The 22715-nt window shown below is 44.6% G+C and carries 21 protein-coding genes; 14 read left to right on the forward strand and 7 right to left on the reverse strand.

All coding sequences use genetic code 11. The annotated features are described in order from the left end of the window. The first annotated feature begins 57 nt into the window (after nucleotides 1-57). On the forward strand, nucleotides 58-693 hold the full coding sequence (gene aat / locus AC6H1S_RS00560) for a leucyl/phenylalanyl-tRNA--protein transferase (protein WP_497564751.1): 636 nt from the start codon (nucleotides 58-60) through the stop codon (nucleotides 691-693). Nucleotides 694-811: 118 nt separating this feature from the next. On the opposite strand, the gene AC6H1S_RS00565 is transcribed toward aat, so the two are convergent. Together AC6H1S_RS00565 and AC6H1S_RS00570 are read right to left on the reverse strand one after the other, a co-directional pair. After that, on the reverse strand, nucleotides 812-1474 hold the full coding sequence (locus AC6H1S_RS00565) for a DUF2927 domain-containing protein (protein ID WP_497564752.1): 663 nt from the start codon (nucleotides 1472-1474) through the stop codon (nucleotides 812-814). A 21-nt stretch (nucleotides 1475-1495) separates the two neighbouring features. Next, the gene (locus AC6H1S_RS00570; protein WP_497564753.1) at nucleotides 1496-4393 is read right to left on the reverse strand and encodes a DEAD/DEAH box helicase; all 2898 of its coding nucleotides are present in this window, start codon (nucleotides 4391-4393) and stop codon (nucleotides 1496-1498) included. A 349-nt stretch (nucleotides 4394-4742) separates the two neighbouring features. On the opposite strand from AC6H1S_RS00570, the gene AC6H1S_RS00575 reads away from it, so the two are divergent. Then, a complete protein-coding gene (locus tag AC6H1S_RS00575; protein ID WP_199138888.1) occupies nucleotides 4743-5390 on the forward strand; it encodes a GIN domain-containing protein in 648 nt (215 codons plus the stop codon). A 112-nt stretch (nucleotides 5391-5502) separates the two neighbouring features. On the opposite strand, the gene amaB is transcribed toward AC6H1S_RS00575, so the two are convergent. Next, nucleotides 5503-7044, reverse strand: a complete 1542-nt coding sequence (gene amaB, locus AC6H1S_RS00580; protein WP_497564754.1) for an L-piperidine-6-carboxylate dehydrogenase — start codon at nucleotides 7042-7044, stop codon at nucleotides 5503-5505. A gap of 106 nt (nucleotides 7045-7150) precedes the next feature. Next, complete coding sequence (locus tag AC6H1S_RS00585; protein WP_497564755.1) at nucleotides 7151-7906, reverse strand: phospholipase D-like domain-containing protein; 756 nt, start codon at nucleotides 7904-7906, stop codon at nucleotides 7151-7153. A gap of 300 nt (nucleotides 7907-8206) precedes the next feature. Between AC6H1S_RS00585 and AC6H1S_RS00590 the strand changes: the two genes are divergently transcribed. Next, nucleotides 8207-10708 (forward strand): M1 family aminopeptidase, encoded by a 2502-nt coding sequence (locus tag AC6H1S_RS00590; RefSeq protein WP_497564756.1) that lies wholly within the window; start codon nucleotides 8207-8209, stop codon nucleotides 10706-10708. A 202-nt stretch (nucleotides 10709-10910) separates the two neighbouring features. Here AC6H1S_RS00590 and AC6H1S_RS00595 read toward each other — a convergent pair whose 3' ends face one another. Then, nucleotides 10911-11378 carry a nuclear transport factor 2 family protein gene (locus AC6H1S_RS00595; RefSeq protein WP_199138882.1) on the reverse strand — a complete coding sequence of 156 codons (468 nt, stop codon included), beginning with the start codon at nucleotides 11376-11378 and terminating at the stop codon, nucleotides 10911-10913. Nucleotides 11379-11622: 244 nt separating this feature from the next. Between AC6H1S_RS00595 and AC6H1S_RS00600 the strand changes: the two genes are divergently transcribed. The 8 genes from AC6H1S_RS00600 (at nucleotide 11623) to AC6H1S_RS00635 (ending at nucleotide 18934) form a co-directional block, all read left to right on the forward strand. Then, on the forward strand, nucleotides 11623-13026 hold the full coding sequence (locus tag AC6H1S_RS00600; protein ID WP_497564757.1) for a tetratricopeptide repeat protein: 1404 nt from the start codon (nucleotides 11623-11625) through the stop codon (nucleotides 13024-13026). Between the two features lie 63 nt (nucleotides 13027-13089). After that, nucleotides 13090-13854 carry a phosphosulfolactate synthase gene (locus AC6H1S_RS00605; protein ID WP_199138878.1) on the forward strand — a complete coding sequence of 255 codons (765 nt, stop codon included), beginning with the start codon at nucleotides 13090-13092 and terminating at the stop codon, nucleotides 13852-13854. Between the two features lie 74 nt (nucleotides 13855-13928). Continuing rightward, nucleotides 13929-14672 (forward strand): shikimate dehydrogenase family protein, encoded by a 744-nt coding sequence (locus AC6H1S_RS00610; RefSeq protein ID WP_497564758.1) that lies wholly within the window; start codon nucleotides 13929-13931, stop codon nucleotides 14670-14672. After that, nucleotides 14672-15259, forward strand: coding sequence for a gliding motility lipoprotein GldD (gene gldD, locus AC6H1S_RS00615; protein ID WP_497566011.1), 588 nt, complete (start codon nucleotides 14672-14674; stop codon nucleotides 15257-15259). The genes AC6H1S_RS00610 and gldD overlap by 1 nt, the downstream gene beginning before the upstream one ends. 36 nt (nucleotides 15260-15295) lie before the next feature. Then, complete coding sequence (locus AC6H1S_RS00620; protein ID WP_497564759.1) at nucleotides 15296-16585, forward strand: alpha/beta hydrolase; 1290 nt, start codon at nucleotides 15296-15298, stop codon at nucleotides 16583-16585. 1 nt (nucleotide 16586) lies between these two features. After that, a complete protein-coding gene (locus tag AC6H1S_RS00625) occupies nucleotides 16587-17225 on the forward strand; it encodes an MBL fold metallo-hydrolase (RefSeq protein WP_497564760.1) in 639 nt (212 codons plus the stop codon). Between the two features lie 88 nt (nucleotides 17226-17313). Next, on the forward strand, nucleotides 17314-18546 hold the full coding sequence (locus AC6H1S_RS00630; protein WP_497564761.1) for an ABC transporter permease: 1233 nt from the start codon (nucleotides 17314-17316) through the stop codon (nucleotides 18544-18546). A 4-nt stretch (nucleotides 18547-18550) separates the two neighbouring features. Further along, the gene (locus AC6H1S_RS00635) at nucleotides 18551-18934 is read left to right on the forward strand and encodes a hypothetical protein (RefSeq protein WP_199138866.1); all 384 of its coding nucleotides are present in this window, start codon (nucleotides 18551-18553) and stop codon (nucleotides 18932-18934) included. A gap of 21 nt (nucleotides 18935-18955) precedes the next feature. Here AC6H1S_RS00635 and AC6H1S_RS00640 read toward each other — a convergent pair whose 3' ends face one another. Continuing rightward, nucleotides 18956-19810: a menaquinone biosynthesis family protein gene (locus AC6H1S_RS00640; protein ID WP_497564762.1), complete on the reverse strand. Its 855-nt coding sequence runs from the start codon at nucleotides 19808-19810 to the stop codon at nucleotides 18956-18958. 45 nt (nucleotides 19811-19855) lie between these two features. Then, complete coding sequence (gene mqnB / locus AC6H1S_RS00645) at nucleotides 19856-20494, reverse strand: futalosine hydrolase (protein WP_497564763.1); 639 nt, start codon at nucleotides 20492-20494, stop codon at nucleotides 19856-19858. A 111-nt stretch (nucleotides 20495-20605) separates the two neighbouring features. Between mqnB and AC6H1S_RS00650 the strand changes: the two genes are divergently transcribed. From AC6H1S_RS00650 to fabD, 3 genes are all read left to right on the forward strand, one after another. After that, nucleotides 20606-21016 carry a 6-pyruvoyl trahydropterin synthase family protein gene (locus tag AC6H1S_RS00650; RefSeq protein WP_199138861.1) on the forward strand — a complete coding sequence of 137 codons (411 nt, stop codon included), beginning with the start codon at nucleotides 20606-20608 and terminating at the stop codon, nucleotides 21014-21016. Nucleotides 21017-21026: 10 nt separating this feature from the next. Beyond that, nucleotides 21027-21662, forward strand: a complete 636-nt coding sequence (folE, locus tag AC6H1S_RS00655) for a GTP cyclohydrolase I FolE (protein WP_497564764.1) — start codon at nucleotides 21027-21029, stop codon at nucleotides 21660-21662. Between the two features lie 136 nt (nucleotides 21663-21798). Further along, nucleotides 21799-22680 carry an ACP S-malonyltransferase gene (fabD, locus tag AC6H1S_RS00660; RefSeq protein WP_199138857.1) on the forward strand — a complete coding sequence of 294 codons (882 nt, stop codon included), beginning with the start codon at nucleotides 21799-21801 and terminating at the stop codon, nucleotides 22678-22680. Nucleotides 22681-22715: the final 35 nt, after the last annotated feature.

The raw sequence follows: 22715 nt of genomic DNA on the forward strand, positions 1-22715 counted from the left end.
TATGACTCTTTTAAAACGCTTGGGTTTAACTATTGTTTTGTTTGCTATTATTGCAGCATGATTTTTAGATTGCTAGACGATGTGCTGCTTTTTCCGGATACGGCTTTGGCCGAGCCCGATGGGTTATTGGCCATTGGAGGCGATCTGCGTGTAGAGCGATTGGAACTGGCTTATCAGCGTGGCATATTCCCTTGGTTTAGCCATGGCGATCCTATTTTGTGGTATGCACCGCATGAGCGTTGCGTAATTTTTCCGGAACGGATAAAGGTGAGCAAGAGCATGGCCAAGGTCATTAAAGACGGCGTTTTTGAGGTCACGGTAAACCTGGATTTCGAAAATGTGATCAAGAATTGCGCGGCTGTGCCCCGCGAAGGACAGGATGGAACCTGGATTACCAACGAGATGCAGTCGGCTTATGTCAAACTTCATCAAAAGGGACTGGCGCACAGCATAGAAGTTTGGCAGCAAGGTCAACTGGTAGGGGGCTTGTATGGCGTTAAAATCAATAAGGTGTTCTGTGGCGAAAGCATGTTCAGCTTGGTGAGCAATGCCTCTAAAACAGCACTTATTTACCTTTGCCAAAACATGGGTTTTAAACTGATCGATTGTCAATTGCCCAATGAACATTTGATGAGCTTAGGCGCCGAAATGATTAGCAGGGAGGCGTATTTGGAGATTTTGCAGGGTCACTGATTTATTGCTAGCGTAGCTTGTTGGTGAAGAACACCAACAAGTGCATGAAATCTGATGAATGGGGGGAATAGCGGTGTAGGCTATCGTTTGGCGTTCTTCACCGGTGATAAATCCAGCATTAATTCGGCTTTAAAATAGCATCCACTTCCTCTTTGGTCATTCCTGGCCTGATGCTTTCCTGGTAAAAGGCCGAAATGATATGCGCATCGAAATCATCTATTTTGAGTTTGTCGTTATGGTCCGAATAAAACAAGCTGTTCGCGTTGCGCTCGGTAGGGGTTAACAGGCCGATACTTCTTAAGAGGTTCTTTTTTAGCGAATGCCTCAAAGGGGCTCTATCCCGGTAACTTTCGGGAAAAATCAGGTTTTCGGCCCGGTAAATTTCAGATTTGCTGTTCGATTTGAAATAAAAGCCTCCATAAGCATTGGCATAGTTCACGATGCCTTCAGATAATTTGTTCAATGCGCTTTCTTCCCGCCCCGCTACGATCAGAAAATTTACCTCATCATCATCGTTCGTTTTTTTGATGTCGAGTTTAGTGAGCCTTCTGATTTGGCTAAAGGTACTGTCAATTTCCTTCTTGAGGTATTGGCTGGTATCGCCATAGATTTTATACCTGATTGGAACCACCCATTTTACAATTACCCTATAGTCATTAGGCCTGGCTCTGTAAAATGCAATATCATCAAATGCGGCCTTTTCTTTTTCGTTAAGTTTTTGGGCAAAAGCACCCAAACTGAAGCCAAGTAAGAGGAAAATAAGCAGTTTGATCTTTTTCATCAGCAGGAAGTTTATTGGTTTCTAATTCAGCAATTCCCTAATATCGTCTTTACTGAGCGATTTGAAGAAACTTTCTTCGGTGGTAATCAGTGAATTGGCCAATGATTTCTTGCGTCGCTGCAGGGCTAGTATCTTCTCTTCAACGGTATCTTTGGAAATGAATTTGTAGATAAATACCTTTTTCTCCTGCCCAATGCGGTGCGTACGGTCGATGGCCTGTTGTTCTACGGCCGGGTTCCACCATGGGTCGAGGATAAATACATAATCGGCTTGGGTAAGGTTTAAGCCCACGCCACCAGCTTTGATCGAAATCAGGAAAACCTTTAAATCGGTATTCTGCTGAAACTCGGCCACAATTTCGCCACGGTTTTTGGTACTGCCGTCTAAATAAGCATAGGGGATATGCTCTTTCTCGAAGTAGTTCTTGAAAATGCCTAAATGCCTCACAAATTGTGAGAAAATCAGCACTTTGTGGCCGCCTTTCAGCACATTGTCGAGCGTGTGCACTACGTTTTCAAATTTGCCCGAATCCGATTCGTAGCCTTCGTCAATCATCGCTGGATGGTTGGCCAGTTGCCTTAAAGCGGTTAAGCCTTGCAGCAGTTGTACCTGTTTTTTGGCATAGGTGCCATCGTCCATGCTGGTCAGGAGGTCGTTGCGGTAAGCCGACTTGGTTTTCTCGTAAACGGCCGCCTGGTCTTCGCTCATGTCGCAATAAAAAATATGCTCGGTTTTGGGTGGCAGTTCGGCGGCAACCTGCTCCTTGGTTCTTCTCAGTACAAAAGGCTTGATGATGGCCTGTAGTTTTTTGGCTTTGTCTTCGTCCTTTCTTTTTTCGATGGCCTGTACGTATTCTTCGTTAAAAAAAGATTGGGTGCCCAACAAACCTGGATTCAGAAAAGTAAGCTGCGTCCATAAGTCGGCCACCGAATTTTCTACCGGCGTACCGCTCAAAATAAGGCGATGGCGCGATCGGAGCATGCGTACGCTTTTGAACGATTTGGACGAAGGATTTTTGATGTTCTGGCTCTCGTCTAAAATAATATAGTTGAAATAAAACTCCCTCAGCAGCTCGGCATCAACCCGGGTAATGCCATAGGTGGTAATCACCAGGTCGTACTTGCCAAAAAGGCTGATGTCTTTGTTGCGGAAAGTGCCGGTGTGGGCATGGATCTTGAGTTTGGGCGTAAATTTTTTGGCTTCGTTTAGCCAGTTGTAGATTAAAGAAGTTGGCATAATGATGAGCGAGGTGCTGTGCGTACCGTTTTGCTCGTCTTCTTCCTTCAGCTTTTGCAGCATGGCCAAAGTCTGGATGGTTTTACCCAAACCCATATCGTCGGCCAAACAGCCTCCAAAATTGTATTCGCGCAAAAAGCTGAACCAGTTGTAGCCCGCTTTTTGGTAATGGCGCAGGTCGCCTTTAAAGTGGGTAGGCATGGCGCTGTCGGCAATATGCTCAAAATCGTTCAGGCGTTGCAGTTTGCGGTCTAAAGTGACGTTGGCCAGGCTGTCTTCGGCCAAATCGTTGACCAAACCGATGTGGTGCTTTTTCAGCTTCAGGTTTTTGTTGCCGTCGGCCAGGCTGAATAAGGCACTATATTGTGTAAACCATTTTTCGGGGATAATGGCAATATCGCCGTCAGGCAGGGTAAATTCTCTCTTTTTATGGAGGATGTGCTGTTTTAAGGCGATAAACGGGATGGGGTGGATGCCAAAATACACGATGGCATTGATGTCGAACCAATCGTTGTCTTCCTTGATTTCGAAATCGATTTTATTGGCGCCAAAAACAAAGCGTTTGCTGCTGTTGGCCTGCTCAATTTCATAGCCATGTTCTTTCAGCAGGTCGATATGCTCGTTTACCCAGGTAATAATGGCGTAAGACGGATTATGGCTTTCGTCGAGGTTGGGCAGTTCCAGGTGATGAAAGAGCGCGCTTGTTTTTTTGAGCCCCAGGCTTTGCAGCAAGGCAAATTTCTCCTTCTCCCATTCGCTGTTGCGTTTGATGCGGGTAAAAGTATAGTTGTCGTTTTCCTTGCTTAGCCTAACCGTTACCTTTTGATCGTTGCCCATGGCAAAGGCATATTGACCGTACTTAAAATATAGCTGCAGCTGCGAAACGCCACCATCAACATAAATGACCTTGATGACAGGCCTGGCTTCCAGTTTTTCGGTTCTGATTTCGAAACCTTCGGCATAAACATGGTATTTTTCGATCAGCGGACCTACAAACTTTTCGAAATAGGTGGCTTCGGTAGCCTTCGGAATGGTAATGTAGCGCTTGTTAAGGAAGGGCATCAGCTTTTTGCCCTCTATATCCTGTTCAAAGAAATACAGTACATCGTTAAGCAGGAGCCAGGCCGGCTGGTTGCAAACCACCTGTGCCTCTTTAAACATAAAATCGATGCGCATGCCCTGGTACTTGATGGTTGGGAAGTACCGCGTTTCGGTTTCGCTGCGCCTGAAATGGAAAAGCACCGTAGCTGGTTCGGTGGCCAGGTCTATTTTACGTTCGGCAGGCCAGCCGTCTTTGTCCATCAGGTAGAGGCCGTCCTTGGTTTTGAGGATTTCCAATACCTCGGCCAGTTTTTTCTCGATTTTTGGCCTTACGTTGTCGTAGAACTTCTCGTCGAAAAACTTGCTGAAGAACTCGAAAGGCCTGATGGCTTTTTTGTGGTATTTTTTGATGATGAAATCCTGTTCGGTTTCGTCGAGGATCTTGATCAGCTTAAAATCTACTTCGCTCAGGTGCTTGGCAAATTCTTTGGCCGTATGCGTAAACAGCCGCTGGTAGGTGAGCGAGAAATCGCCCTGCGGATTGAGCTGTACAATGTGCGGTTCGATCAAATAGCCCAAAAACTCATGCTTACATAATGAATATACGATTTGGCAAGGACTGGAACTATTTACGCGTAACATTGAATAAAAGCTAAAAGAAAGAAAAGCTAGGCATCTAAAAAATGTTAAACATACATCAAATTGTTTTTTATTCAAACAGCGAGGGCATAAATTCTGAACATTTTATCGTGCCTTGCAATCCAATAACCTTACAAATCAAATAGTTGCTTATCGACGAAATTTTTTTGTGCGAGTTCGTCGAAAAATTACAGGCGTTCGTCTAGTGTTACCCAAGGCTGGTATAATACGCCGATTTCCGGTGCAACTTTTCTCATCTGATGCAGTCTTATTTACGAAACCCGCCCAGAAGAACGGCGGGCCCAAACAAAAAATAAATAACAGTTATACAACAGTTTAAAATATTAAAGTCATGAAAACCTCTATTAAAACCTTATTCGCAGCCGCCTTATCACTAGTCGTATTAAGCAGTTCTGCATTTGCTTCAACAGGAGTAAAAGAAAACAACAATGTAACCGTGTTAAACCAAGTAAAAAACATCAGCAAAATCGAAGTAAAAGGTAATGTTGAAGTGATCTTGGTACAAGCGCCAACAGAAAGCGTAAAAGTGTACGACAGCTACTATGCTAAAAACGCTTTGGTACAGCAACAAGAAGGCGTGTTGCGCATCAGCTCTTTCCAAAAAGAAACCTTAACCGTAGCGGTTTATGTACGTAATTTGGCTGCCATCGAAGCTTCCGATAACGCCGTTGTTAGAACTTACGGAAAAGTAAACTTCCTTAACCTGAACATCGACTTGAAAGGCGCCGCCAAGGCCGATATCAACGCCAGTACCATTAACTTGTACACTTCGGTTAAAGATAGCGCGAACTTAAAATTGAGTGGCAGCACGACCGAGCACTATGCCGTACTGGGATCAAAAGCGAAAATGAGCATGGATCAGTTTGTTGCCGATAGCACCAGCGTAAACACCGTAGCGCCGCTAATTGCCAAAGTGGCTCCGGTTAGCCAAACTTTAGAGAGCATTATCCTTGCCGAAGATGCCAAACTTGCAAAGTAATAAGCCCATCATATATCAGTTTTTTTAAAAGGAAAGCGCCCCGAATTCGAGGCGCTTTTTTTTGGCAAACACTTCCGAAGTTTCAAGAATTGCGGAAGTGTAAAATTGAATTTTAAAGGTCAAATTTTATGCCCTGTGCTAAAGGCAGGGTATTCGAATAATTGATGGTATTGGTTTGACGGCGCATGTAGGCTTTCCAGGCATCCGAGCCGCTCTCGCGACCGCCACCGGTTTCTTTTTCGCCGCCAAAGGCCCCGCCAATTTCGGCGCCAGAAGTACCGATGTTTACATTGGCAATGCCGCAATCAGAGCCCTGGGCCGATAAAAACTGCTCGGCTTCCCTTAAATTGAGGGTCATGATGGCCGACGATAAGCCTTGTGGAACACCATTTTGCAAAGCAATGGCCTCTTCGAGTTCTTTGTATTTGATCAGGTATAAAATTGGTGCAAAGGTTTCATGCTGTACAATTTCATAATCATTTCTTACTTCGGCTATGCAAGGTTTGACATAGCAGCCAGAGCTGTAATCGCCACCGCTTAAAACACCGCCTTCAACTATAAAGTTTCCGCCTTCGGCCTTGCATTTGGCTATCGAATCTAAATAGCTGGCCACGGCATCGGTATCGATCAGTGGCCCTACATGGTTGTGCTGGTCTAGCGGATTGCCAATGCGCAATTGGCCATAGGCTTTGACAAGTTTCTCTTTAAAGGCCTCGTATACGCTTTCGTGGATGATGAGCCTGCGGGTAGAAGTACAACGTTGTCCGGCAGTACCTACCGCACCAAATACCGCTCCGATAATCGACATATCCAGGTCGGCATCTTTAGATATGATGATGGCATTATTGCCACCCAATTCCAAGAGGCTTTTGCCCAGACGCGCACCTACAGCGGCTCCAACGGCTTTGCCCATGCGGGTAGATCCGGTAGCCGAAACCAGCGGAATCCGAACGTCGTTGCTCATGAGCTCGCCAATGGTTCTGTCGCCGATAACCAGGTTAGAAACCCCTTCTGGAACATCGTTAGCCGTTAGTACCCGGCTAATAATGTGTTGACAAGCCACTGCGGTTAAAGGTGTTTTTTCTGATGGCTTCCAGATACAAACATTGCCGCAAACCCAAGCCAGGGCCGTATTCCAGCTCCAAACTGCCACCGGGAAATTAAAGGCCGAGATAATGCCCACAATGCCTACCGGATGCCATTGCTCGTACATGCGGTGCGAAGGCCTTTCGCTGTGCATGGTTAATCCGTAAAGCTGGCGCGACAGGCCAACGGCAAAATCGCAGATGTCTATCATTTCTTGTACTTCGCCGAAACCTTCTTGCAAACTTTTGCCCATTTCGTACGAAACCAAGGTGCCCAAAGCCTCTTTGTTTTTTCGCAATTCTTCACCAAACTGGCGCACCATTTCGCCCCGTTTGGGTGCCGGTACGGTTCGCCAGTGTAAAAATGCCTTTTGGGCTACCTCAACCACCTGGTTGTAGTCTTTGGTCGATGCCACTTGCACCGATGCTATTTTTTTGCCATCAACTGGAGAGTGGCTGTCGATAATTTTTTCGTTGCTCGGGCTTGCCCATTTTTGGCCTGTGCTATAGGCCGGATTGATGGATTCTATTCCTAATTGCTTTAAAATAGCACTGATATTTGTTTCCATTCTATTAAGGTTTGATCTGAAATCGATTTCTACAAAGCAACAAAAAATTAAGGAGGATTTATAAATTAGATTGGCGTTGGCGATTCGTTTATATTAACTTTCCTTGTTAATTAATAGGCTCTGCATATATCTGTCTGCCCCAATGCTGTAGATCTAAACTCGAAATAGTCGTATTTTCGAAAAGCTCATCAACCTCTTTTTTGATTCGAACAATTGCATTGATGTCAGTTGTTCTTATTCTTGTCTCATAATTATGTTGAGTTCCACTTTTGGTAAAGTTTAATGAACCCATGTAAGCAATCTCATTATCAATAAGATATATTTTTCCATGTACAAATGTTTCATTTGCATCTTCTGAACAGACACATACTTTGAAAGGAAACAGCGAAGTATAATGATAAGAATAGATGCGAAAATTTTTAATTTTGGACTTATATAAATTGTATATTAAGAAAATCACAGCAATTGGAACTATACCAAAAAAGACCCTGATATCTTTAACATAATAAATCAACCCGATTAATATTGCAATTAATCCTGCATTAACGTAGAGCAATATTTTAGATAAATCAATCCATTTATTTCTGATTATTTCCTTATCCAGAAGAGTTTCACGATGTTGGATGATTAACTTGTAGATATTTCGCTCTCGCGTTCCATAAAAATCTTCAATAGTATTAGAAGTAATGAGTCGTATATCTATGTTTTTGTTTTTAAGATAAATAAGTTCAGAGATCAACTGTGGCGATAAATAGGGAGAGACGATTTTGACAGAATGTTTTGCATTATTCATATCTTCAATTAATTTCTTCCCAGCACCTTTTCCTATGTAAATATCACAGATGGCATTATTATAAAACATATTAATTGGACTTATATTTTGTTAATGGGAGGTAATTTAAATATTTTTTTGAGACAGTAAATACGGTTTACCTTATGTAGACCTCATTGTAAGTTTTGCTTGTTTTTAGTTAAATTCTATCAACAAAAAATTAAGGAGGATTGCCACAAAATAAGCGGATTTAGATTGGCAAGCCTGCACGGCTGAGTTGCAGTACACGCTTGGCCATGTTGCTTTTGCCCAATTACTTGTCCTGCTGGTTGTAATTGTATGCGTTAACTTTGCTACATTAGCCCATTGCAAACCAAAAGCACATCAGTCATGAATAAAATTTTTACTACCGGTTTAATTGGGTTGGCCCTGCTTTGTGGCCTTACTTCGCTCCATGCACAGCAAGAAGCACCCAAAACCAATCAGGTGTACAGGGCTACGCCTACCAAAATAAACGATTTGGTGCATACCAAGCTCGACGTCAGTTTCGACTATGCCAAACGCTACTTGTATGGCAAGGCCTGGCTTACCTTAACGCCACATTTTTACCCAACCGATACGCTTACCCTCGATGCCAAAGGCATGGACATTAAAAGCGTAGCCTTGGTAGGGGCCAAAGCCAATACCCCGTTAAAATATACCTACGATAACGAACAGTTGTTTGTGCAGCTGAACAAAAAATACACGCGCAATGAGAAATACACCATTTACATCGCTTACACGGCCAAACCCGACGAACTGAAAGTAAAAGGCAGCGCAGCGATTACCGATGCCAAAGGCCTGTATTTTATCAACCCTGATGGCGCCATTAAAGATAAGCCGATCGAAATCTGGACCCAAGGTGAAACCGAAGCTTCTTCGGCGTGGTTCCCTACCATCGATAAGCCCAACCAAAAAACCACGGCCGAAATCGCGATGACGGTACAGTCTAAATATACCACTTTGTCTAATGGCAAGCTGGTATCGCAAAAAGCCAATGCCAACGGCACCCGTACCGATGTTTGGAAAATGGACCAGCCACACTCGCCATACCTGTTTATGATGGCTGTTGGTCCTTTTCAAGTCTACAAAGATACCTGGAAAGGCAAGGAGGTAAGCTATTATCTAGAACCAAAATATGCACCTTATGCCAAGCAGATTTTTGGCAAGACGCCAGAAATGATGACGTTTTACAGCAACATCTTGGGCATAGACTACCCTTGGGTAAAATATGCGCAGGTAGTGGCCAGAGATTATGTGTCGGGCGCAATGGAGAATACTTCGGCAACCCTGCATGGCGAGCATGTGCAGAAAACGCCGAGAGAGCTGATTGATGCCAACGAACAAGGCACCATTGCACACGAGTTGTTTCACCAATGGTTTGGCGATTATGTAACCGCCGAATCGTGGTCTAACCTTACCATGAACGAATCATTCGCCACTTTTGGAGAGGTAGTTTGGCACGGCCACGACGAGGGTAAGGATGCTGAAGACGAATCGCGCTATGGCAAACTGACTTCTTATTTGAGCTCGACCAAAAACGGCGAAAGCCCGGTATTGGCCCGTTTTTACTATAACGATAAAGAAGACATGTTCGATAACGTAAGCTATGCCAAAGGATCGATTATTTTATACGCTTTAAAAAACCTCTTGGGCGACGATGCCTTTTACAAAGGATTGAACCTTTACCTCAGAACCAATGCCTATAAAAACGGCGAACCTCATCAATTGCGTTTGGCTTTAGAAGAAGTAAGCGGCAGGGATTTATTGCCTTATTTTAACCAATGGTATTATGCGGGCGGCCATCCGATTTTGGACGTGAGGTACGATTACAAAAATGGCAATGCGGTGATTGATGTTAAACAAACGCAGTCGCCCGATGTACAAACCTTTACCTTGCCATTGAAAGTCGATTTGTATGTGGGCGGGCAAAAAATCAGCAAGGAAATAACCATTAACAGCAGGGAACAAAGCTTTAGCTTCCCAGTTTCGGCTAAACCCGACCTGATTGATCTTGATGCCGACAAAATTTTGGTAGGACAAATCAAAGACAACAAAACCTTCGATAACTATATTTTCCAATACAGCTATGCGCCATCTTATGCAAACCGCCTGAAAGCTATCGAGCAGGCCGTGATCAATAACAAAGAACAAGCCGCGCAACAGTTGCTTTTGAAAGCGCTCGACGATAAAAATGCAACATTAAGAGCTGCGGCTTTAAAAGGATTTAACCTTAAAGACGATCAGATTAAAGCGCTGGCCGGCGAAAAAATCGTGGCCTTGGCTAAAAACGACAAAAACTCAAACGTCAGGTCTACCGCTATTGCAAGGCTGGCCATGAGTGGCGATAAAGCTTACATACCGGTGTTTCAAAATGGCTTGAAAGAGCAATCATATAAAGTACTCGGTACCGCGTTGCAAGCCATGAACATGGTAGAGCCAACGGCCCTAGGCCCAATTGTAGCGGGTTTGGATCAGGATACGAAAGACCATGTGCCGTCGCAGCTGGCGCAGATCTATGCCAGTTTAGGCGACGACAGCTTCCATCAGTTTTACCTGAACATTGCCAACACAGGAAACATCAATGCCCTGGCTGGTGTGGTAATGGCTTATTCGAACTATTTGGTAAAAAACAAAAATCCGAAGATTACCCAACAAGGTGCACAGGCCATTGTTAACGGCATGAACCGCACCAAGTTGGCCCAGTATTACGGCAAGCAGTTCGTACAGGTATTTACCACGGCTGAGCAAACCAAAATCAAAGAAGCAGAAAATGCCAGTGGCGATGCCAAAGACAACTTGTTGATGCAAGCGGCTTACTTTAAGGCCGCTGCCGCAGAATTGAATAAATAGTTCGTCTTGGCGATGAGCCTGGCGAAAAATCTAGCTCTTTCAATAAAGCGCCCGCCTGAATTTCAGGCGGGCGCTTTCGTGTAGACTAGGAGATGAGGGGCTTAATCCGCCCCATGCGATATGCTGCTCCCACAATATGTTGACGTCTTCCCTGTGCCGGCCACTGCAAACCCTGGTTGCGTATAAGAAGTTTACAAGTGCATTATTTCACCGCATCACTACACCCCTCTTTCCGTCTCGTATCGATAATGTAAATGATTTTCCACCCCTCTTCGCCCTTAAACAGCTGGAACGAATTAACGCCGCAATGGCTAAACTTGTCGCCGATATAAAATTTATAGTCGGTCCAAACGCTAGCCAGGTTGGCATCTACCAACACTTTGGTAAACACAATGCGCTCGTCGTATTTTTCGGGATGCGGGGTCCCAACGGCTTTGACAAAGCCATCAACGCTTTCGGTGCGGACGATCGATTTGCCGTCCTTGCCCTTCACAATGGTCTGCATTACGTTTTGCTTGGCAAAGGCCTGGCGCACCAAGGCGGTATCTGCCTTGCGCATGCCCTCAAAAAGTTGGTTAATGGTTGTTTTTACAGCTTCTTCTTCGGTGGTTTGGGCAAAAGAGGTAAACCCCAATACCCATAGTAAAACAATAATGCTAAGGTGCTTCATGACTTAAATTTTACGGTTATCAAACTAAATATATGTAAATTTGTAGTCTATTTAAAAGAACGGCAGCCACCTGACCTACCTATTGCCGGTCGCCCACAGCCCCTTATCGGCTAAATCTTTTATTATTAATCAATTATGGAAAGGGGTGTGTGTATGTTGATAATTATATTTTTGCGCCTCTTATAAATAGCGTAAACTTATGATTAATTAAACAATTGGGCTGTTCTTTAAATATTCAGGATACATGGAAGAAGAATTTGAATTTGATTTTAATGAAGATGCGCAACATTCTGTAGAACGTTATGAAGAAATGATCCGCAATGAGGATCAGTATTTTTTCGATGCGCAGGCATTTGAATATATAATTGACAATTATATAGAGAAGAACGATCCAGTTAAGGCTTTGCAGGTGATAGAGTATGCCCTGAGCCAACACCCCTACGCTGCGGTTTTTTTGATTAAACAGGCCCAGCTCTTATTGTTTACCAATCAGGTAGAGAAGGCATTTGCTTCGCTTGAAAAGGCAGAAATGCTCGAGCCTTCCGAAGCAGATATCTATGTGCTCAGAGGCAACATCTACCAAAACCTAGACCGCCACTCGGAAGCTTTAGAAAACTTTGAAAAAGCACTGGGACTGGCCGAAACCACCGACGAGATTTTACTGCAGATGGCTTACGTGTACCAAAACATGCACGATTATGAAAATGCCATCGTTTACATCAAGCGCAGCTTGGAACAAAATATGGAAAACAAAGACGGCTTGTACGAACTGGCCTTTTGCTACGATATTTTGGATAAACAGGAAGAAAGCATCCATTTTTACCAGGAATATATAGACAACGATCCCTATTCGTATGCGGCCTGGTATAACCTGGCCAATTCGTACCATAAATTGGATCTTTTCGAAAAAGCCATCGATGCCTACGATTATGCCATCCTGATCAAAGAAAACTTTGCTTCGGCCTATTACAATAAAGGCAATGCACTGGTGCAGCTCGAAAAATACGAAGACGCCATTGCGGTTTATAAGCAGACTTTCGAGTACGAACCGCCCAATGCCGATACCTATTGCGCTATTGGCGAGTGCTATGAGAAACTGGAGCAGATGGGCGAGGCACGTGCCTACTACAAAAAATCGGTTAAAATGGATTCGAAAATGGCTGATGCCTGGTTTGGCATTGGCGTAACCCTTAATTTTGAGGAACGTTTCTTCGAATCGCTGCATTTTTATAAAAAAGCGCTGGAGCTGGACGAAGAAAACCCTGATTTTTGGTTTGCCATTGCCGATGCTCACTATAAATTGGGCCAGATAGACCAATCGATAGAGGCTTACTACAAGGTATTGGAATATAATCCGATTGATGTAGAGGCCTGGCTCGATTTCTCGACGGTGCTTTATGAACAGGGCAAATTGGTAGAAGCCTCTGAAACCATGGCCGAAGCCATCAAAAACAACCCCGATGCGGCCGAACTGTATTACCGCATGGTAGCCTACCTGTTTGCCTTGGGCCAGAGCAAAGATGCCATTGCCTATTTGGAAACAGCCCTGGTTACCGATCCCGAAAAACACTACATCTTGTTCGAATACCTGCCCCAGTTACAGGACAATGGCTTGATTATCGACGTAATTAATAAGTACATCAAATAGAAATGTCATTAATTAGATGTTTATTTTAAAAAATAGCAGAGTTTTTTAACCTTTGCATCCTATATGAACTACAAATTAAACGACATTCCTGAGCGCTCGGTTAAACCCCGCCAAAAGGGCTTAACCATGGTGATGGACAAGGGCCTAAGCCTAAGGCAAGTAGAAGATTTTATAGAAGTTGCTGGCGTACATACCGATATTGTTAAGTTGGGATGGGCCACTTCTTTTGTAACGCCTAACCTCAAAGAAAAATTAGCCATATATCGCAGTGCGGGTATTCCAGTCTATTTTGGAGGAACCTTATTCGAGGCATTTGCCATCCGCAACCAATTCGACGATTATTGCAGGGTTTTGGAAGAGTTCGGCATGGAATATGCCGAAATATCAGACGGATCGATGGATATTGAGCACGAAGAAAAATGCGAATTCATCCATAAATTGTCTAAGCAGGTTACTGTAATTTCTGAAGTAGGCTCTAAAGATGCCACTAAGATTTTCGCACCTTACAAATGGATCAAACTGATGAAGGCCGAAATCGAAGCGGGTTCGTGGAAAGTAATTGCCGAAGCCCGCGAAGGCGGCAATGTAGGTATCTACCGCGGTACCGGCGAAGTGCGCGAGGGTTTGGTAGACGAAATCCTGACCCAAATTCCGGAAGAAACCATTATCTGGGAAGCCCCGCAAAAAGAGCAACAGGTTTGGTTCATCAAGCTGATCGGAACCAACGTTAACTTGGGCAATATCGCACCGGCAGAAGTTATTCCGTTAGAAACCATCCGTTTGGGCCTAAGAGGCGATACTTTTGATTATTTCTTGAACAAAAAATAAATCGTCGACGAGCGGAGCATGAAGCCTCATAGAAATGTCTTCTCCCTGCCTCCTCGCCATGACCTTATTCGCCTATGAGACTTTTCGGATTAATCGGTTTCCCGCTTTCGCATTCTTTTTCGAAGAAATACTTCACCGAGAAATTCGAAAAGGAAGGAATAGCCAATTGTCGCTATGAGCTTTTTCCAATCAGGCAGGCCAGTGAGTTTGGAGACCTGATTTCGGCATATGCCGAGCTTTGCGGCATCAATGTAACCATACCCCACAAAGTAGAAATACTGCCTTTTTTAAACGAAATTGACGAAGCGGCGGCGGCAATAGGGGCGGTAAACTGCATCAAGATCGAAAGAAAAGACAACTTGCCATCGATTAAAGGCTATAACACCGATGCCTATGGTTTTGCCGAATCGCTAAAGCCATTGCTTGACGAACGTCACCAAAAAGCCTTGATATTCGGCGATGGAGGTGCGGCAAAAGCCGTTAAGTATACCTTAGAACAATTGCAGATCCCGTACCTCACAGTAGTCCGCAACCCTGCTCCCGATGCTATTCTGTACAGTCAGGTAGACGAAAAACTGCTAAACGAGCATCAGTTGCTCATCAACACCACGCCTTTGGGCATGTCGCCAAACTACGATAGCTTTCCGCCCATTCCCTACCAGTTTTTAGGGCCTCAGCATTTGGCCTACGACCTGGTTTATAACCCGGAAGAAACCGAATTCCTGAGCAAAGTGAAGACGCAGGGCGGAAAAATCAAGAACGGAATGGAAATGCTCTACCTGCAAGCCGAACGTTCTTGGTATATTTGGAATACATGATGACCAACCGAAACATTTTTTTGCTGTTGTTTATGGCCGCAAGCCTTTTGGCCTGTACCCAGCAACAGCCAAGTACACCTAAGCCACGAGGGTATTTTCGAATCGATTTTCCGAAAAAGGCCTATCAAACCTTCAATTCCGATTGTCCCTTTACTTTCGAATATCCGGTGTATGCCGTTATGGCCAAAGATAACGACCGCAATGCCCAGCCTTGTTGGAACAACCTCAATTTTCCGCAATTTAATGGGGTGTTGCACTTAACCTATCATGGTGTTTTTTCTAGGGAAGCATACGATAAAATGACCGAGGCCGCCCGTTTCCTAGCCATGAAACATACGGTAAGGGCCAACGCCATCGACCAAAAGCTCATTAATTATCCCGAGCGAAAAGTATATGGCATTTATTACGCCATAGAAGGCAATACGGCATCTTCGGTACAGTTTTTTTTAACCGACAGCGCCAAGCACTATTTTAGGGGAGCGCTCTATTTTAACGAACGCCCGCAATATGATTCTATCCAGCCAGTGGTTAAATTCATCAAGAAAGACATAGACCGGATCATCGAAACGTTTAAATGGAAAAATTAATAGTCCGATGTTTTAAATGCCATTAAACAGATTATCATGAAAAAAATTACGTTATTGTTCTTCAGTTTTTGTTTGGCTACGCAGGTTTTTGCACAAAGTGAAAACATCAATCTTGCCAATCAGTTCTTGGCCGATTTTAAGGCCAAAAAGTTCGAAGTGCTAAGCAACTATTTCGATGCCAGCATAGCCGACAAGATTACGGTCCAGCTGATGCAACAAACCCATACCGCTTTAACCGCGCAATTTGGCGATTTGCGTACCGGCGATGCGGAAGAAACAAAGTCAGGACAATACCAGTTGGTAAAAATGCCGGTGCTCAATGAACCCCAAAATATGGTGGTACAGTTCATTTTTAACGCGGCTCATAAAATGTTGGGCTTTACATTGGTGCCCAAGCCTAAAGTCTCGCTGTATAAAGATCCTGCCTATGCAGACGCCAGCCTGTATGTTGAGGAAAAAATAACCATTACAAGTGGCAATTTTAAGTTGCCGGGTATTTTAACGAAACCCAAAACCGGCAACAATTTTCCGGTGGTTATCCTGGTGCACGGTTCTGGACCTGGCGATAGGGATGCAACCGTTGGCAATACCAAAGCCTTCAGGGATTTGGCTCTGGGTTTGGCCACCAAAGGCATTGCCACCATCAGGTATGATAAACGTACCCGGATATATGGCCCTAAATCGGCCCCCGACGGTGTAGCATTAACCATTAAGGAAGAAGTAACAGACGATGTACAAGCCGCCGTTAGATTGGCGCAGCAGCTGCCTGGCCTCAACGCCAAAAAAATAGTGGTACTGGGCCATAGCTTGGGCGCTATGCTTGCCCCAAAAATTGCAGCAGAACAGCAGGGGCTGGCCGGCATCATCATGATGTCTGCTCCGGCACGTCCTTTTGGTCCTACCATTAAAGACCAGTTTGCTTACCTCATCAAAGATCAGGAGCAGCTACAAAAACAGCTCCATTTGGCCGATGAAATTACGCACGCCGATACGGTTAAAGACCAGCATAAACTGATAATGGGCATTGAGGCCAGTTACTTTACCAACCTTAACCAATATAACCAGGTTAAAGTGGCAAAAGCACTTCGATTGCCCATTTTAGTGTTGCAGGGCGAAAGAGATTATCAGGTTACCTTAAAAGACCTTGCTATTTGGAGAACCGAACTGGGCAAAAACAAAAATGTAACCATTAAAAGCTATCCCAAGCTTAACCATTTGTACACCGAGGGAGAGGGCGCGCTCAGTACGCCTGCCGAGTACGAAACTCCGGCAAATGTGCCTTTATACGTCATAGAAGATATCGCTAATTGGATTTTAAAACACTAAGATGATCAGTTTACAAAAATTTACTTTCAATCCTTACCAGGAAAATACTTATGTTTTGTTTGATGAAAGCAAGGAATGCGTAATTATAGATCCGGGCATGTACGATGGGAGAGAGCAGAACCAGTTGGCCTCGTTTATCAACGAAAACGATTTAAAGCCGGTGCTTTTGCTCAATACACATTGCCATATTGACCATGTGCTGGGCAATAAGTTTGTATTTGACCATTGGGGGTTGAAACCGCAGTTTCACCAAGGCGAACTGTACATTTTACAAGCCGTACCTGGTTATGCGCCACAAATGGGCATGCGTTACGAACTTTCGCCAGAGCCGGAGACCTTTTTGCCTGAAAGTGGTACCGTTTATTTTGGCAACAGCCAGCTGGAGCTGATTTTTGCCCCGGGCCACTCGCCTGCGCATCTCTGCTTTTATGCCAGGGAAGAGAATTTCCTGATCGGAGGCGACGTGCTGTTCCATCAAAGCATAGGCCGTACCGATCTTCCGGGTGGAAACCACCAGCAACTGATCAACAGCATTAAACAACAACTGTTTGTATTGCCCAACGATTGCGAGGTGTTTCCGGGCCACGGCCCTTCTACTACCATAGGTTTTGAAAAGCTGAACAATCCTTTCTTAAGGTAGGATGTAAGCGCCGAGAGCAGATAGGCTGGGTTCTATAGGCCTTTTAACCTCTTCCTTCCACCTTGAACCTTTTCCGTATATTTGTCAAGTGAACACCGCATTTTATATCGCCCGCAGGTATCTTTTTGCAAAAAAATCAACCAATGCCATCAATATCATTTCGGCCATTTCGGCGGTTGGTGTTTTTGTAGGCAGCACGGCCTTGGTTATTATTTTGTCGGTATTTAACGGATTTGAGGAAGTGGTGCTCAACATGTTCAATACCATTACGCCTCAAATTCTGATCGAACCGGCAAAAGGGAAGACATTTGACCCGAATACAGCTGATTTGCAGACATTGCGCAACGATAAGTCGATTTTCTCGTACACCGAGGTGCTTTCGGAAAATGCATTGGTCAGGTACAACGAAAAACAGTCGCCGGCCTTGATTAAGGGGGTAAGTAACGATTTCCTGAAAAATAAAAGCTTAGATGCCGTGATGCTGGAGGGCCATTTTGTGCTCGAAAACAGAAACGGGCCAAATGCGGTGGTTGGTTCGGCCCTGCAGGCTTATTTGGGCATTAATTCGAGCGATCCTTTTGAACAACTGCAGATTTATTCGCCCAAAAAAGATGTTCGGGCAAGTTCTATCAATCCGATGGACGATTTTACCGTGCTGAATATCCCGCCTTCGGGTGTATTTGAAATCCAACAGGATTTTGATAACTTGGTTATCGTGCCCTTGTCTTTCGCAAGGCAGTTGCTTGGCGAAGAAAAAAAAGTGAGTGCCATCGAAATCAATTTGAATGACGGGGTGGATGTTGAGAAATTTAAGCAACAAATTGAGGATAAACTGGGAATTTCTTACTTAGTAAAGAACAGGGTACAGCAGAACCAAGCGCTGTATAATGTTTTGGGTTCAGAAAAGTGGATGGTGTACATCATACTGACCTTTATTCTAATCATTGCCATTTTCAACATTATTGGTTCGTTAACCATGCTGGTGATCGATAAACTTAAAGATATTGCCGTGCTGAACAGCCTTGGGGCCGGAAAAAAGCTAATTAAGCGAATTTTTTTGGCAGAAGGTATGATGATCACCTTAACAGGTTGTATCTTTGGCCTGTTAATCGGATTCTTGTTCTGCTTGTTGCAGCAGCATTACGGCTGGGTAAAAATGGGCGAATCAAATTTATTGATCAGCAATGCTTACCCAATCGCTTTCAAGTGGAAAGATTTTGTGCTGGTTTTCGTAACGGTTAGCTTTTTTTCTTTTATTGCATCAGCTTTGGCATCAAATTTAAGCGTAAAGAAAATAGACCATTTAAATCAAGACCTTTAAAAACATGAACACCTATAAAAGTCTCCTGCTCGCTCTATTTGCTTCCTTGTTTGTATTGGCGGCCTGCAACCGCAATAAATCAAGTGATTCTGGCCAAAAAACAGCCGTTGTTGCCAAGGGGCTTTATAGCTTTGGACCAGAAATCAGGTCTTTTACCGATTGCGAGGAAGGACGCGAATATTGGGTAATTGATAGTGCCAAAACGCTCGAACTGGCCTATAGCAACCTGGGCTTCGAAAAACCTTATACACCGGTTTATATCGAGGCAGAATGTCACTTTATCAAGTCTGATACCACAACGGTTACCGGCGACTATGATTCGACGATGGTGGTTACCAAACTGCTCAAAATCAGCAAGCAGATCCCGGAAGGGCCTTGTAACCAATAGTTAAAAGGGATAGGCCGATTTTTAAGGATTGACGTAAAGAGGCTGGCCGATCGGTGGAATCACTTCGCGTTCGGTAGCCATGCCAAACAAGGTGTCTATCGCTTTGCGCCCAGCGGTGCCCAAATCAACAGAATAGTCGTTTACATACAGTTCGATATGCTTGTACATAACGGCTTCTTCCATTTCCTGTGCATGCTTACGGATAAACTCGATGCCCGATTTGGGGTGGGCGAATGCAAATTCTACAGATTGACGCACCAGCCGGTTGATTTGCTGCTGTACTTCTACCGGCAACCTGCGGTTAACCACAATGCCTCCAAGCGGAATGGCGCAACCCGTTAACTGCTCCCAATAGCTGCCCAAATCAACCACCTTATGCAAGCCTTTTTCCTGATAGGTAAAGCGGTTTTCGTGGATGATAAGACCTAAATCTATGGTTTCGTTCAGCAAGGCATCTTCAATGCCCGAAAATACCATTTCCTGTTTGTTGGTTAATTGCGGAAAGGCTACCCCCAACAAAAAATTGGCCGTGGTATATTGCCCGGGGATGCCAACTCTGAGATTTGAGATTGGAGATTGGAGATTGGAGAGGATCTGCTCTTGGTATTCTTTTTTGCAGATGAGCAAGGGTCCTACGCCGAAACCGAGCGCACTGCCTGCATCTAAAAGCGCATAGCTGTTGGCCACATAGGCAAAAGCATGGAAACTGAGCTTGGTAATGTCGAGCTGGCCCTGCATGGCCTTTTGGTTCAGCGTTTCCACATCGTCAAAAGTTACCTCAAATTCGAGACCTTCGGTATCTATTTTGCCATGGATCAGCGCATCAAAGATAAAAGTATCGTTAGGGCAGGGCGAAAAGCCAAGGGTAAGTTTCATGCCGTAAAAATAAAGTTAAATGTAATTTCAATCGTCATGTCCAGTTCATTTCCTGTCGTTTGTCACGAAATTGATGAGCCAGCTGTTCAGGTTTTGAATGGCCAATCCAATTTGCCAGCTTTCCCGGTTTCTGGGCTCAACGTAGTTGGAAATGCTTCTTACCTGTAGGCAGGGTAGGTTCAGTTGGCTACAGGCGTAAAACACGGCGGCGCCTTCCATGCTTTCTGTTTGCGGCTCAAAACGTGTCTTGGCTAGGGCAATGCTCTGCGTTTGGCCATGTACTTGGTTAACGGTAATGCCTTTTACCTTGGGCAATTGGTCTACGGCTGGCGATGTCTTTGCATAATTATTGAAATAGGTAGAGGTACCAAAGCCCAATTGGTCGATGCTCAAGAACGAATCATGGTCTTCTGCACCCAGTTCGGCAAAAATATCGGTAGTGATGTTGACCAGGCTGCCCAGCTTCAGTGTTGGGTCAAAGCTGCCGGCAATGCCAACATTCAGCACCAAGCCATAGCTTGGGTTGAGCTGTCTGCCTAAGGCAAAGGCCGTGGCCGTCATGCCCACGCCTGTAATCAAGATGTCAAATTTGGGCGTTTGCACAAAGTTGGCTTCGGCCAGTCCAAAATGCTGGTAAAGACCGCTGATTTCTGCGCTGGTGGCAGCAACTACCAATAATTTCATCAGGTAAATTTAACATTTTTTGTTTGCTTATTTATCCGGATATTGTGCCTTAGGCAAATTAGGGCATAGGCTTGGCCATTTATCCGTATATTTGCCTTTTATTTGTAAGCAATGATTTATATAACCCGAAAAGCAAGTTTTAATGCCGCCCATAAGCTGTCGAGAGCCGATTGGAGCCCCGACAAAAATACCGAAGTGTATGGCAAATGTGCCAACCCCAATTGGCATGGGCACAACTACCAGCTTTATGTAACCGTAAAAGGGGAAGTAAATCCGGAAACCGGATTTTTGGTAGACCTCAAATGGCTAAAAGATGTAATCAATACCTACGTAGTTGATAAAATCGATCATAAAAACCTTAATTTGGATGTAGATTTTATGAAAGACAAACTGGCTTCTACAGAAAATTTAGCCATCGCCATTTGGCAGGAACTCCTTGCGCCTATTACCGAAAGCGGCGCACAATTGCACAGTATTAAGATTTACGAGACCGAAAACAACTTTGTTGAATACTTCGGTTAACAGCATTTATATGGAACACGACAAATACGACCACGACGAAGAAGTATTGGGCTACCAGAAAATAGACCGCTATGATGATGATAAAATCAACTCGGTAGCTACCCATTATAAAGATATTTTGGCCCAATTGGGCGAAGACCCTGCCCGCGAAGGTTTGGTTAAAACACCAGAGCGAGTGGCCAAGGCCCTACAGTATTTAACGCATGGCTATGATATCCAGCCGGACGAAATCCTGCGCTCGGCCATGTTTAAAGAAGATTATAGCCAAATGGTTGTGGTGAAAGATATCGAGGTTTTCTCCATGTGCGAGCACCACATGCTGCCTTTCTTTGGCAAGGCGCATATTGCCTATATCCCTAACGGACATATTGTTGGCCTGAGTAAAATTCCGAGAGTGGTTGATGCCTTTGCACGCAGGCTACAGGTGCAGGAGCGCCTGACCAACGAAATCAGAGACTGCATCCAGGAAACCCTGCAGCCGTCGGGCGTTGCAGTGGTTATTGAGTGCAAGCACCTCTGCATGGCTATGCGTGGCGTACAAAAACAGAACTCGGTAACAACCACATCGGCATTTACCGGCGAGTTTATCAGCAACGATAAAACAAGAGCAGAGTTTTTGAGGTTAATTACAGCAAGCCTGCACTAGTTAAACGAATTTCAATAAGGCCATTTCGGAGAACAATATCCAAAATGGCCGAAAACATTTATCAATAAACCTTAAACAAAAAATAGAGGCCGGTAATGGCATGGTTTCAAGCCAACGCCGGTTTAAATCTGTAAGTATGAAAGCATACGTTTTTCCAGGGCAAGGTGCCCAGTTTTCGGGTATGGGCAAAGACCTTTACGAAAACCCGATGGCCAAAGAATTATTTGAGAAGGCCAACGAGATTATGGGGTTTCGCATCAGCGATATCATGTTTGGCGGTACCGACGAGGAACTTAAACAAACCAATGTAACCCAGCCTGCCATTTTCCTGCATTCGGTTATCTTGGCCAAAGTATTGGGCAGCAGCTTTAAGCCTGATATGGTTGCCGGGCACTCCTTGGGCGAATTTTCTGCTTTGGTGGCCGCCAATGCGCTTTCTTTTGAAGATGGCCTTAAATTGGTAGTGGCACGTGCCAATGCCATGCAAAAAGCCTGCGAAATCCAACCTTCAACCATGGCCGCCATTTTGGGCCTTGCCGATGAAGTGGTTGAACAGATCTGTGCCGAAATTGACGAAGTGGTTGTGCCGGCCAATTACAATTGCCCCGGACAGCTGGTAATTTCGGGCAGTATTGAAGGTGTTGACCTGGCTTGCCAGAAACTAACCGAAGCCGGTGCCAAAAGAGCTTTGAAACTCAACGTTGGTGGTGCATTCCACTCGCCATTGATGGAGCCCGCCAAACTGGAGTTGCAGGCGGCTATCGAACAAACGCAGATTTCGGCCCCGGTATGCCCAATTTACCAAAACGTGAATGCCCAGCCTACCACCGATCCCGAAGTGATTAAAGCTAACCTGATTGCCCAATTAACCGGTGCTGTAAGGTGGACACAAACCGTAGCCAACATGATTGCCGATGGCGCTACAGAATTTGTAGAAGTTGGCCCAGGCAACGTGCTGCAGGGACTGGTGAAAAAAGTAAATAGAGAAACACAGACCAGCAGCGCATCTTTGGCCTAAAATATGCTGTGCCTAACGCATTGCTTTGGCATGGC

The organism is Pedobacter sp. TM02 (genome assembly GCF_059705275.1).